Here is a 12241-nt window from a genome sequence, read left to right as displayed (position 1 = left end):
ATGGCGACCGAAGCGCAAGTGGTTGCTCCTCTCGAAGTGCGGCTCGAGCCGGGAGCCGAGGGTGTCATCCGCCTGGTGGCCGTGGCCCCCATCACCCTCAATCTCTCCCTCTCCCCCGCGGACATCCGGCAGGAGGGGCGGCTCTACAAGGTCACCCTGCGGGGGACGCAGAAGAACCTGCCCGCCGACGCGACGTGCCGCGTGCTCGTCGAGGCCCAGTCGCTCGGAGAACTCCGGCAGTCGGAGATCGGCGCGGTTCCCATGAAGATCAACGGGGACTCCTGCACCGTCGACGTGGAGATCGACACCTTCGCGTCGGGCCTCTTCGGTGTGGCCGACGCCCAGCTCTCCGTCATCCCGGACTTTCCGTTCGCGCTTCCCCATGCGGTCTCGGGTCCGCTGAAGTTCAACAACCCGCTGGATGTCACGGGGGCCAGCCCCGGCAAGGTCCTCCTCGGCAGGCTGCTGAAGCTCAAGCCGGTGCTCAGCCGGAAGTTCGAGAAGGCCCGGCTCAAGCTCTCCGTCTTCCACGGGGGAGCGATCGAGTCCGGCAAGTTCTCCGACTCGCTGGCCTGGTCCATCTTCGAGTGGTCCATGGAGGAGGACGACACGAAGGAATGGAGGGTCGGTTGCGCGGAGTGCGGCGGCGAGTACCTGCTGACCTACCTCGAGAAGCAGCAGGACGAGTACAGCTTCGATCTCCTGCTCGAGGTCCTCCAGGAGACCGAGGGACAGGAGGTGAGCTATCTGGTCTGGAAGCGGCCCAAGGCCGTCTCCTTCCCGAAGCCGAAGCTGACGAACTTCGAGGTCAGCAATGGAAGCGTTCTCGCGAAGGTGGAGAACGTGGACCCGGGCTTCCGCCTCCCGCTCGAGTTGACGCTCTGGCAATACGGGCTGCATGAGCTCGATTCCGTGGTCCGCACCCTGCTGATGAATCCCGTTTCGCGGCCGGCGTTGGCGGAGGCTTCGTCCTCGGAGTACTTCTGGGAGCTGCTCATGCCCACCCTGGGGATGTCGCAGGTGCAGCTCTTCGCCTTGCTGCGGATTCCCAAGACGTTGTCGGGCACCGAGAGCTACGTGCCCGTCAGCGCGGTGATGGACTACGACGCGTCCAGGTTCCTCACCTTCGATGATGACCAGCTCTGGCTCGAGCCGCCTCCCAAGAAGGGCTCCAAGCAGCCCAAGCAGAAGAAGACGCCCAAGGACCTGGCCACCGCCATTGCTTCCCAGGAGCTGAAGGACACTCCATCGCGGGCCCCCCACTTCGGGTCGATCTCGACTGGCGTGCGTGACAACCAGCTGCTCGTGACCATCAAGCTCGTGGGAGATGGGGGGTACTGGAAGGCCGCCGAGCCCGTCTTCTCGCTGTATGACGAGGCCAGCCAGACCGAGCTCATGAAGCTCACCGTCAAGCCCGCGGAGCGGAACCCCCGCTACCTCGAGGCGCTCATCCCCCTGGAGGAGCCGAACCTCCTGGGCAAGAAGGTGCGCATCCGCGGCCAGGTCACCGAGCCGGGCGCCAACCTCTGGGAAGAGCTGGTCGCCGCCCCGCCGGCATTCTCCGTTGCCTACGAGGGCGTTCCCCGGTTGAGCGAGCTGACGGTGCGCCTCGTGGATCTCACCGATGCCACGTGCCACATGCAGGTGCGCTGTCAGGCGCGGCATGTCCCGAACGGGAAGAAGGGCAGCACGCTCGGGTTCCGCCTTTATGAGTACTTCTCGGGCTTGAAGGACCCGGTGCTGCTGTCGCGAGTCCCGTTCCGGTACGACGTTGCCCTGGGCGCTGGAGGCCAGTGTGACTCCCAGGGACGGCTGGTGGCGCGAATCACGGACCAGGAGGTGGTCCGGAAGCTGCGGGGCCAGGGCCGGTTCAAGCTCGAGGCCTGCGTGTTGGACAAGGAGGGCAAGGTCCTGTCCACCGAGGTCCCCTCCGTCTCCACGGACATCGGGCAGTCGCCCCGGAGGATCGAGGGCACGATGGTCTGGGGCTCCAAGGTCTCGGCGGAGTTCCGGAAGAAGGTGCTGGTCATCTGCGACCTCCTGAAGATCCAGCCGGATGACCTGATGGCCTGCATGGCTTTCGAGACGGGAGCAACGTTCTCGGCCAGCAAGCAGAACAACGCGGGCGGTCAGGCGTACGGCCTCATCCAGTTCACCCCGAGCGGCACGGAGGGGCTTGGCAAGACGGTGGATGAATTGAAGGTGATGACCGAGGTCGAGCAGCTCGATTACGTCTACAAATACATGGACCGCTGCATCAAGGCGAAGGGGCCGCTCACGACGCGGAGCGACGTCTACATGGCCATCATCTGTCCCGAGGCCGTGGGCAAGCCGGAGACCTATACGTGCTACTCGGCGGCGAGCAGTCCGCGAGCGTACGAGAAGAACAAGGGGCTGGATGTGGCGAAGAAGGGCTACATCACCAAGGCGGACGCGGCGGCGCCCGTGGACCAGGCCTTCCGGGATGGTCAGCTCTCCCGGCTGTGAGGCGGGTGATGGCCCGCGATGAGCGGGCCTTCCTGTTCATCTATTCTTACAGTTTTTTCTTGAATTGGCTACATTCATTCCCCCTTTCGGTTCAGTGGAGGTGTGGAATGAGTCAGCAGGGTGTGCGTCTGTCTTCGTGTCTCGTGTTCTTGTTCGTGGTGCTGGGCTTTTCGCTGCCGGCCCGTGCCACGCCCGTCACGTATTCGAGCCCGATGGTGAACGGGTACTACGTGGGCACCCTCTACCCCGCGACGGGCTCCAGCGCGGACGACACCGCCCGCCGCTTCTGCCAGGACAACGGCTACGTCTCCGCGCTGAAGTACGCCACCAGCATCCGCTCCACGGCCTATTCCTTCATCAACGGCACCGGCGGCGTGGGCCCCTGGAGCACGACGGGCAATGCCAACGTCACGATGCTCGATGCAATCACCTGTGACGATGTCCCCATCACCACCTATTCGAGCCCGATGGTGAACGGGTACTACGTAGGCACCCTCTACCCCGCGACGGGTTCCAGCGCGGCGGACACCGCCCGGCGCTTCTGCCAGGACAACGGCCACGCCTCGTCCCAGGGCTACACCACCAGCATCCGCTCCACGGCCTATTCCTTCATCAACGGCACTGGCGGCGTGGGCCCCTGGAGCGTGACGGGCAATTCGAACGTGACGATGCTCGACACCCTCATCTGTGCCTCTCCCTGACGCCGCGGTGTGAAAATGGGGGCGGGGCCGCATGAAAACGTCGGCCGGGCTGTTTCCACGGGGTGGAACCACGCATGCAGACGTTGCTACAGGACTCGCCCTCCTTCCGGCGCACGGTGGTGCTGATGGTGTTGATCTCCATCCTGCTCCTCGACTGGCAGCCGGACTCCCGCCTGCTCAGCGCGCCAGCACAGAGGCGTGAGCAGGACCGGCCTCTTCCCGAGGATGGGAGCGAGCTGGGCACCCCCGCGGCGAGGACTCCCCGCGCCGCGCACCTGGAGTCCCCGCCCCGGCCCCTGCCCGGCGTGCGGCAGGCGGCGCGGCGCCGTTCCGGGCGCCACGGCTGAGCCCCGGGGCTACGGGCGCTCGGCCTGCTCCCGGATGCGCGCTCACCGTGAGGGCGCAGGGGCCTTTCTCTGGCGTGCCAGCAGCGCGAGGAACACGCCACACAGCAGCGCCGAGCCCGCGCCCACCAGCCGCGCCGTCAGCGTCTCGCCGAGCAGCAGCACCCCGCCCACCGCCGCCACCACCGGCACCGCGAGCTGCACCACCGCCGCTCGCATCGCCGTCAGGTGCGGCAGCGCCGCGTACCACAGGCTGTAGCCCACCCCCGAGGCCAGTGCTCCCGATGCCACCGCGAGCCCCACGCCTTCCGCCGTCGCTCGGGGTGCTCCCAGGGCCAGGGGCGCCAGGAGGGACAGTCCGAGCGTCATGGGCACGCTCCGGAGGAAGTTGTCCGCCGTCGCCGCCAGTGGGTCCGCCGTGCCGCGTCCTCGCAGGGAGTAGATGCCCCATGCGACTCCCGCTCCGGCCATCAGTGTCGCTCCGAGCGGGTCCGGCGCCGTGGCTCCCGGCAGCCGCAGGACGATCAGCCCTCCGAGGGCTAGTGCCAATCCCAGCCACTCGAGGGGTCGTGGGCGCTCTCCTCGGAAGAGCCCCACGCTCAGCATTGTCGCCTGCACGCAGCCGAAGAGGATGAGGGCCCCCACTCCCGCGGGGATGCGTACGTATGCCAGGGAGAAGCCCGCCGCGTAGGCGAACAGTGCCAGGCCTGAACCCCAGGAGCCTTTTCGCTCCGCGCTTCGGGTTCCGCGCATCCGGAGCAGGAGCGCGAGGACGATGGCTCCCGCGGCCAGGCGGATGCTCGTGAAGCTTGCCGCGTCGATCCTCCATGCTCCGTTCTCGAGGGCCGCCCGGCACAACAGTGAATTGGCCGCGAAACCCATGAGCGCGAGGACCGTGAGCGCTCCCGTCTTCCACATGGCTCGATGACCCTCACCCTGACCCTCTCCCAGAGGGAGAGGGGATTCACGCGGTGATGAACCCGGGGGACGGGCACCCTCACCCCGTCCATCTCCCGAGGGGAGAGGGGAATTCATCGCCATAGACCCACCGAAATGCCGAAGTCCGAGTAGCGTCTCGAGACGTCGAACGATGCCGTCAGTGCCCAGTCGTCCAGGTACCGGAACAGGAACAGCTCGAAGCCTCCCGTCACGTGCGCTCTCGGCAGGTGGTCCGTGAACGGTGAGGGTTCGATGAAGGCTCCCAACCGGGTTCGGAGCCGCCCCGGCCAGGTCTCGTGTTCCACTCCCACCCTCGGTTGCAGCATCCCCGACACGCCCACCTTCTCCGGCGCCGTGAGCGCCGTGAACGAGCGCACCGGCACCGCGTTCTCCACTCGCGAGATGAAGTCCGCCTGCGCGCTGATGAGCCACCGGCCCGCGGGTCCCTCCGCGCTCTCTTCCGCCGGTACCTCCGAGAAGTGCTCTCCCTCCAGCATCTGCCGGCGCGCCGCGGGCGAGAGCTGGTTGTAGCGCTCCGAGCCTTCTCCCAGCCTCCAGCTCGCTCCCAGTGACATCACCGCCGGTGACACCACCGCCGAGTACAGCTGCCGGCCCGCCAGGAAGGGCACTTGTCCCTCCGCCCGCCGCCACGCGCCCACCACCTCCGGCCTCACCGACACCCCCACCCGGTACGAGCGTCCGTGCGGCCGGTACAGCATGTCCAGCGCCAACCCCGTGTCCCCGTAACGCCAGTCGCCCTCCGGTTTGTGGCTGAAGACCGCCTGCGCGCTGTAGATGCCGAAGCCCAGGATGAAGTCGTCCCGCCCCAGCGCCACCGCTCCCGCCAGGGACGACTGCACCAGCGACACGCGGATGCGGTCACTCGGGTCGCAGTGCACCGTGTTGCAGTAGGCCACCTGGTAGTTGCGCAGCGAGAAGCCCAGGCCGAAGTTGCGGTACTGCAACATCACCGCGCCCTGCAGCTGCAACGTCTCCGGCGCGTCGTCCGGCTGGCCGTCGTTGTCCAGGTCCTTGCCCTTCACCTTGGCCAGCGGCAGGTTCATCCAGGACAGCGTGACGCCCACGTCCCAGTCCCGGTCCAGCCTCGGCGAGCGGTGCGCCAGTGCCGCCTGGTTGTGCGTGAAGCCCGCCACGCCCTCGGCGATGCCCACGTAGGCCCCACCCAACCCCACCACCCGCGACGAGCCCATCAGCACGCCCGAGTTCAGGTACAGCCGCTCCGGCCGCGTGGCCTCGGGCACCTCGTCCTGTGCCCGCGCCACCGGCCCCGTCAGCAGCACCCCGACGACAATGAGTGCTGCCCGCATCAGCCCTGCTTCACGACCTGGTTGAAGAGCGTGTCCGCCTCGGCCGCCAGCTTCGTGTCACGCCACGTCAGCCCTCCCGCGTCGTGCGTCACCAGCGCCAGCGTCACCTTCCTCCAGCGGATGTCGATGTCCGGATGGTGGTCCGCCGCCTCGGCGGCCTTCGCCACCCGGCTCACGAACTCGATGCCCGCCAGGAAGCCCGGCGCCTCGTACGTGCGGCGGATCATCCCGCCCTCGTGCTTCCACTCGGAGTGCTCGGTGAGGAACTGCTTCAGCGCCTCGGGGGTCAACTGCGTGCGGTCATGGGCCATCGCTCGTCTCCTCTATCGCAACCCGGGGCCGCTGTCTCAGGCGCGCTCCACCGCGCGCCGCCACTTGGTCAGGTATCGCTCACGCACCTCGGGCTTCATCTTCGGCTTGAAGACCTTGCCCACCTTCCACGCGCGGCGGATGGCGTCCGTGCCGCTCCACACGCCCGCTCCCAGTCCCGCCAGGAAGGCCGCTCCCAGGCTCGTCGTCTCCAGGTTCTGCGGACGCACCACCTCCGTGCCCAGCATGTCCGCCTGGAACTGCATCATCAGGTTGTTGGCCGACGCGCCTCCGTCCACCTTGAAGGATGGAATCTCCCGCCCGCTGTCACGCCGCATGGCCTCGGCCAGGTCGTGGATCTGCATCGCCACGCCCTCGAGCGCCGCGCGCGCCAGGTGCGCCACCGTGGTGGAGCGGTCGATGCCCGCGAACAGGCCACGCGCCTCCGGACGCCAGTGCGGCGCTCCCAGGCCCGCAAGCGCCGGGACGAACACCACGTCCCCGCTCTCCTTCACGCTCGCCGCGAGCGGCTCCACGTCCGCCGCCTTCTTGATGACCTTCAGCCCGTCCCGCAGCCACTGCACCGCGGCCCCGGCGATGAACGAGCTGCCCTCCAACGCGTACGCCGTCTGGCCGTTGATTCTCCACGCCACCGTGGTGAGCAGCCCCGCCTTCGAGTACACCGGCGTCTCGCCCGTGTTCATCAGCAGGAAGGCCCCGGTGCCGTAGGTGCACTTGGACTCGCCCGGGCTGAAGCACGCCTGCCCGAAGAGCGCCGCCTGCTGGTCTCCCGCCATGCCGCTGATGGGAATGCCGTCCGGCAGGCTCTTCATGCCCCGCGTGGTGCCGTAGCTCTCCGCCGAGCCGCGAATCTCCGGCAGGCACGCCGCCGGCACGCCGAAGAGCGTGCGCATGCCCTCGTCCCACGCGAGCCGGTTCACGTCCATCAGCAGCGTGCGGCTGGCGTTGGACACGTCCGTGACGTGCGCCTGGCCCCCCGTCATTTTGTAGACGAGCCACGTGTCCACGGTGCCGAAGCACGCATCTCCCTTCTCGGCGCGCTTCTGGGCCCCCTTCACGTGCTCCAGCATCCACGTCAGCTTGGTGCCCGAGAAGTACGGGTCCAACACCAGGCCCGTCATCTGCCGCACCCGGGCCTCCTCGCCCTGCTCGCGCAGCTTCGCGCAGTGCGCCGAGGTGCGCCGGTCCTGCCACACGATCGCATGGCTCAGCGGCTTGCCGCCCTCGCGCAGCCACAGGCCGGACGTCTCCCGCTGGTTGGTGATGCCCACCGCGGAGATGTCCTTGCCGGCCAGCCCCGCGGCCTTCAGCGCCAGACGCACACATTGCTCGACGCTGGTCCAGATTTCCTCCAGGTCGTGCTCCACCCAACCCGGCTTGGGGAAGTACTGGGTGAACTCGCGGTACGACTTGCCCACCACCCGCAGCTTGTCATCGAGGATGGAGACGTGGGTCCCGGTGGTGCCCTGGTCCACTGCCAGCACGTACTTCGCCTTCGCCATGGATGAAGCCTCCTGAGGCTGCCTGGGTGGTGTGCGGGCGCACCATACCCGAGCCTGGGCCCTTGGCACGCGCGGCTTGGGCGCCTAGCCTGCGCGCCATGCCTTCGGTGAAGGAATTACGGGCGCTGCCCCAGGTGGATGTGAGGACCTTCCAGTCCGAGCACGGTCCCGTGGCGCTCATCCAGCAGCCTCCCGCCCCCGTCTTCCAGCGGGTGGCCCAGCAGATGGGCGGGGCGCGCACGGTGTTCATGGCCCACCGCTCGCGTCTGGCGGACCGGCTGATGGCGATGCTGCAGGGCTTCGAGCACCTGCAGGTCCTCTTCCTCAAGCCGAAGACGGATGGCGAGGTGTTCGCCGTGGGCCGGCTGGAGACGAGCTCCCTGGTCATCCACGACCCGTCCGTCTCCAAGTTCCACGCGCTCCTGCGCTGGAGCGCGGCGGACGGCAACTGTTACGTGCGCGACGCGGACTCGATGAACGGCACCTTCGTCAACGCCGTGGCCCTGGGAGACCAGGAGCAGCAGTTGGTGGACGGAGACGGCCTGTCCTTCGGCGACGCGCAGTTCCTCTACGTGCGCACCGACACGCTCCACGCGCACCTGGCCATGGCCGCCCCCGTTCACCGCTGAGCCCCACGCCCGCTCCTCCGGGTCGAAGGCCAGTTATTGGAGCGGCAACGGCGGGTGTGCTGTAACTCCATGTCCTATGCGGCTTCTCTTGCTCGTGTTGTGTCTGGTCAGCTCCGCTGCTGCAGCAGCTCCGGGGTGGACCGCTGCCAGGCCGATGAATTCGCAGCGCCATGTCCATGCCGCCAGCCTGCTGCCCGATGGCAGGATCCTCGTCACCGGCGGTCAAGATGGCACCGGCACCCTCGCCAGTGCGGAGGTGTACAGCCCTCTTGCCGGTACCTGGACGGCCACCGCGGCCATGACTTCGGCGCGCTACTACCATGGCGCCAACCTGCTGGCGGACGGCAAGGTGCTCGTCACCGGTGGCTACAGCGGCTCCGTCGCCCTCGCCACCGCCGAGTTGTACGACCCCGCCACCGGAACCTGGACATCCGCCGGCACCATGGCCTCGGCGCGCTATCTCCATGCCGCCACCCTGCTGCCCGACGGCAAGGTGCTCGTCACCGGTGGCTACAGAGCCTCCGCCGTCCTCGCCACCGCCGAGTTGTACGACCCCGCCACCGGAACCTGGACGTCCGCCGGCACCATGGCTTCGGTGCGCTACCACCATGCCGCCACCCTGCTGCCCGACGGCAAGGTGCTCGTCACCGGTGGCTACAACGGCGCCGTCTCCCTCGCCACCGCCGAGTTGTACGACCCCGCCACCGGAACCTGGACATCCGCCGGCTCCATGGGCTCTCCACGTTACTCCCACTCCGCCACCCTGCTGCCCGACGGCAAGGTGCTCGTCGCCGGTGGCTACAATGGTGCCGTCCTCACCACCGCCGAGCTGTACGACCCTTCCACCGGCGCCTGGACCTCCGCTGGTTCCATGGCCTCGGGGCACTACCAGCATGCCGCCGTCCGGCTGCCCCAGGGCAAGGTGCTCGTCATCGGTGGATACGCCACCACCCCTGTCGCCGCCGCCGAGCTATATGACCCCGTCACCGGCACCTGGTCGTCCGCTGGCCCCATGTCCTCGGCACGTGTCTATCTCTCCGCCATCCTGCTCCCCGACGGCAGGGCTCTCGCCATCGGTGGCTACAACGGCTCCGTCGCCCTCGCCACCACCGAGCTCTACGACCCGGCGGCCGGCACCTGGACGGCCACCGGTGCCACGGCCTCCGCCCACGGCGACTCCACGGCCACCCTGCTGCCCAACGGCAAGGTGCTCATCGCCGGCGGCACCCATGCGGTGGGGATGACCGCCAGTACGGAGCTGTATGAGCCCTCCACTGGCACCTGGACGGCCACCAGCGCGATGATTTCGGCACGTGGCCACCACTCCGCCACGCTGCTGCGTACCGGCCAGCTCCTCGTCGCGGGCGGCGCCGCGGGCTCCAGCGTCCTCTCCACCACCGAGCTGTACGACCCCGCCGCCGGCGCCTGGGCTTCCCTCTCGCCCATGGTCTCGCCGCGCACCGCGCACCGCGCCAGCCTGCTGCCCGATGGAACGGTGCTCGTCACCGGCGGCGCCAATGGCCTCCGGGTCCTCGCCACCGCCGAGCTGTACGACCCGGCCTCCGCCGCCTGGAAGGCCACGAGCCCCATGGCCGCGCCTCGCTCCCAGCACACCTCCACCCCTCTGCCCACGGGCAAGGTGCTCATCTCTGGCGGTGCCACCGGCGGCGCGACCCTGGCCGCCGCCGAGCTGTACGACCCCGCTACCGGCGCTTGGACGGCTACCGGCTCCATGAGCTCGGCGCGCCACCAGCACACCGCCACCTCGCTGCCCGATGGCAGGGTGCTCGTCACCGGCGGCTCCAATGGCTCCACCCCCCTCGCCACCGCCGAGCTGTATGACCCCACCGCCGGCACCTGGAAGGCCACCGGCTCCATGAGCTCGGGGCGCCACCAGCACACCGCCACCCTGCTGCCCGATGGCAAGGTGCTCGTCACCGGTGGTTCCAATGGCTCCATCCTCCTCGCCACCGCCGAGCTGTACGACCCCGCCACCGGTACCTGGAAGGTGCTCGCCTCCATGAACTGGGCGCGCCAGGCGCATGCCGCCGTCCTCCTGCCCTCCAGCCGTGTGCTCGTCACGGGTGGCGCTTCCGCCACCGCCGAGCTGTACGACGACCTGGGCACCAACGAGGCGTGGCGCCCCAAGCCGAACGCTCCGGGCCCGCTGGTTCCAGGAGTGGCCTTCACCCTCACCGGGACCGGGTTTCGCGGCCCGTCGGGAGGTTGTGGCGACAGCTATCGCTGTGGTGCCTCCGACGTCCCCCGCCTCCTCCTCCTGTCCCCCGAGGGAGGAGGGTACGTGCCGCTCAGCTGGCAGCGCTTCTCGGACACCGAGGTGCGCGTGACCCTCCCGCCGGTGGGGTATGGCCACTATCTCCTCTTCGTCTCGACCCATGCCATCGCCTCGGGCCAGCCAGTGCGGGTCGTGGACTCCACCGCGCCGGATACCTCCCTCTCCACCGTCCCGCCCCTCCAGGCGCGGGAGCCGAGGGCCGACTTCTCCCTGTCCTCGCCCGACACGGACACCGTGAGCTACGAGTGCGGCCTGGACGAGGCCCCTTTCGTGCCCTGCTCCAGCACCCCCTCGTTCGAGCGCCTCCCGGACGGCACGCACACCCTGGCCGTCCGCGCCATCGATGCCAGCGGCAACGCCGATACCTCTCCCGCCATCCACTCGTGGACGGTCGACACGATGGCTCCCGCGGCCCCGCTGCTGCGGACCCCCACCCTGGATGCGACGGTGCGGACCCTGATGCCCACCTTCTCGGGCACGGCGGAGGCGGGGAGCACCGTGACGGTATTCGTCGATGGACGGCAGGAGGGCATGGCCACGGCCACCGAGGGCGCTTGGAGCTTCACCCTCCCGCGGGAGCTCGCGATGGGGGCGCATGCGGTGGAGGCCACCGCCACCGACGCCGCCGGCAACACCGGCCCGGCCTCGGAGTCCGCCCGCTTCATCATCCGCGGCTCCTACGGCTGGGGCTGCGCCACGCTGCCCGCCTCCGGCGTCGTCCCCTGGGCACTGGCCTCGCTGGCCCTCGCGCTCCACCGGCGGCGCCGCTCGGGGCCACCCTCTCCCCTGCGCCAGGGCTCGCGGGCCCTCCTGCCCCTGCTCGTGCTGGCCACCGTGCTCGGCTCCGCTGGCCGCGAGGCGCTCGCCAGCCCTCTCGAGCAGACGTCCTACCCCTCGACGAAGAACCCTCACATCCGCAAGGCCGCCCGCCTCTACGACGAGCTCGAGTACGAGGCCTCCCTCAAGTCCCTGCGCGAGGCGGAGACCTTCGCCGGCAACGGCCCCGAGGAGACGCTCTGGATGGTCCTCATGAAGGGCATCCTCCACCACAGCCTGCGCAACGACCAGGAGGCGGACGAGGCCTTCGCGCTCGCCCTCACGCAGCGCCCGTCCGCGCAGCTTCCCGTTCCCCTGCCCTCCCAGACGCTCCAGGAGCGCTTCGAGCGGGTGCGCCGGAAGCTGCGCGCGGCCCAGGCCGTGTCCGAGCCGTCTTCCACACAGCCCGCAGCCCAGGAGCCGCCCGCGCGCCCCTGGAGCCTGATGGTGGGGCTGCGCGGCGAAGCGGAGGTGGTACGCTTCGCCGTGGTCCCCTCCCTGATGGCGGAGCTGGCCCAGGCCCCGATGGAGGGGGCCGGCTCCGGCTTCGGCGGCGCGCTCACCGTCGTGCTCCAATCATCCCCCGTGCTGCGCGCCGAGGGACGCCTCTACCCGTACGACATCCAGGGCGCGAGCCTCGGATGGATCCGCCCCCATGTCCTGCTCGGGGTGACTGCCCTCGTGCCGGAGGGCTCCGTGGGAGGCCGGGCCGGCGTGGGGGTGGGCCTGCAGACTGGGGCCTTCCGCCTCTTCGCCGATGTGGCCTACGAGCGCTTCCTCAACGCCACCGCGGGACGCCAGTCCGATGCCCTCCTGTTCTCGCTCGGAGCCGGCTGGAGCCCCCTCACTCCATTGCGGTGAGCCCCGCT

At 69.2% G+C, this 12241-nt stretch carries 9 protein-coding genes; 5 read left to right on the top strand and 4 right to left on the bottom strand.

All coding sequences use genetic code 11. The features are described from left to right. From VFZ09_RS41940 to VFZ09_RS41930, 3 genes are all read left to right on the top strand, one after another. The gene (locus VFZ09_RS41940; RefSeq protein WP_329733419.1) at positions 1–2487 is read left to right on the top strand and encodes a hypothetical protein; all 2487 of its coding nucleotides are present in this window, start codon (positions 1–3) and stop codon (positions 2485–2487) included. 107 nt (positions 2488–2594) lie between these two features. After that, positions 2595–3188, top strand: coding sequence for a hypothetical protein (locus tag VFZ09_RS41935; RefSeq protein ID WP_329733418.1), 594 nt, complete (start codon positions 2595–2597; stop codon positions 3186–3188). A 74-nt stretch (positions 3189–3262) separates the two neighbouring features. Then, entirely contained in the window at positions 3263–3535 is a 273-nt protein-coding gene (locus tag VFZ09_RS41930) for a hypothetical protein (protein ID WP_329733417.1), read from the top strand. A 42-nt stretch (positions 3536–3577) separates the two neighbouring features. On the opposite strand, the gene VFZ09_RS41925 is transcribed toward VFZ09_RS41930, so the two are convergent. From VFZ09_RS41925 to glpK, 4 genes are all read right to left on the bottom strand, one after another. Beyond that, positions 3578–4450 carry a DMT family transporter gene (locus VFZ09_RS41925; RefSeq protein WP_329733416.1) on the bottom strand — a complete coding sequence of 291 codons (873 nt, stop codon included), beginning with the start codon at positions 4448–4450 and terminating at the stop codon, positions 3578–3580. A 113-nt stretch (positions 4451–4563) separates the two neighbouring features. Beyond that, the gene (locus VFZ09_RS41920) at positions 4564–5799 is read right to left on the bottom strand and encodes a hypothetical protein (protein ID WP_329733415.1); all 1236 of its coding nucleotides are present in this window, start codon (positions 5797–5799) and stop codon (positions 4564–4566) included. Continuing rightward, entirely contained in the window at positions 5799–6110 is a 312-nt protein-coding gene (locus VFZ09_RS41915; RefSeq protein WP_329733414.1) for a 4a-hydroxytetrahydrobiopterin dehydratase, read from the bottom strand. The genes VFZ09_RS41920 and VFZ09_RS41915 overlap by 1 nt, the downstream gene beginning before the upstream one ends. A gap of 36 nt (positions 6111–6146) precedes the next feature. Then, positions 6147–7631 (bottom strand): glycerol kinase GlpK, encoded by a 1485-nt coding sequence (gene glpK / locus VFZ09_RS41910; protein ID WP_329733413.1) that lies wholly within the window; start codon positions 7629–7631, stop codon positions 6147–6149. A 98-nt stretch (positions 7632–7729) separates the two neighbouring features. Here glpK and VFZ09_RS41905 point away from each other — a divergent pair, with 98 nt between their 5' ends. Both VFZ09_RS41905 and VFZ09_RS41900 read left to right on the top strand, forming a co-directional pair. Continuing rightward, complete coding sequence (locus tag VFZ09_RS41905; protein WP_329733412.1) at positions 7730–8260, top strand: FHA domain-containing protein; 531 nt, start codon at positions 7730–7732, stop codon at positions 8258–8260. Positions 8261–8414: 154 nt separating this feature from the next. Further along, the gene (locus VFZ09_RS41900; protein WP_329733411.1) at positions 8415–12233 is read left to right on the top strand and encodes a kelch repeat-containing protein; all 3819 of its coding nucleotides are present in this window, start codon (positions 8415–8417) and stop codon (positions 12231–12233) included. The last annotated feature ends 8 nt before the right edge of the window (positions 12234–12241 follow it).

It is taken from the genome of Archangium sp., from assembly GCF_036277355.1.
In the GTDB taxonomy this organism is placed as follows: domain Bacteria; phylum Myxococcota; class Myxococcia; order Myxococcales; family Myxococcaceae; genus Archangium.
Note: the sequence above shows the minus strand (reverse complement) of the source record. Positions and strands in the feature narration are given on the sequence as shown.

Excerpts from the sequence above, each read along its gene's own strand:
- VFZ09_RS41940 (WP_329733419.1), top strand. The coding sequence starts at position 1 with ATGGCGACCGAAGCGCAAGTGGTTGCTCCTCTCGAAGTGCGGCTCGAG.
- glpK (WP_329733413.1), bottom strand. The coding sequence starts at position 7,631 with ATGGCGAAGGCGAAGTACGTGCTGGCAGTGGACCAGGGCACCACCGGG.
- VFZ09_RS41920 (WP_329733415.1), bottom strand. The coding sequence starts at position 5,799 with ATGCGGGCAGCACTCATTGTCGTCGGGGTGCTGCTGACGGGGCCGGTG.
- VFZ09_RS41935 (WP_329733418.1), top strand. The coding sequence starts at position 2,595 with ATGAGTCAGCAGGGTGTGCGTCTGTCTTCGTGTCTCGTGTTCTTGTTC.
- VFZ09_RS41915 (WP_329733414.1), bottom strand. The coding sequence starts at position 6,110 with ATGGCCCATGACCGCACGCAGTTGACCCCCGAGGCGCTGAAGCAGTTC.
- VFZ09_RS41930 (WP_329733417.1), top strand. The coding sequence starts at position 3,263 with ATGCAGACGTTGCTACAGGACTCGCCCTCCTTCCGGCGCACGGTGGTG.
- VFZ09_RS41905 (WP_329733412.1), top strand. The coding sequence starts at position 7,730 with ATGCCTTCGGTGAAGGAATTACGGGCGCTGCCCCAGGTGGATGTGAGG.
- VFZ09_RS41925 (WP_329733416.1), bottom strand. The coding sequence starts at position 4,450 with ATGTGGAAGACGGGAGCGCTCACGGTCCTCGCGCTCATGGGTTTCGCG.
- VFZ09_RS41900 (WP_329733411.1), top strand. The coding sequence starts at position 8,415 with ATGAATTCGCAGCGCCATGTCCATGCCGCCAGCCTGCTGCCCGATGGC.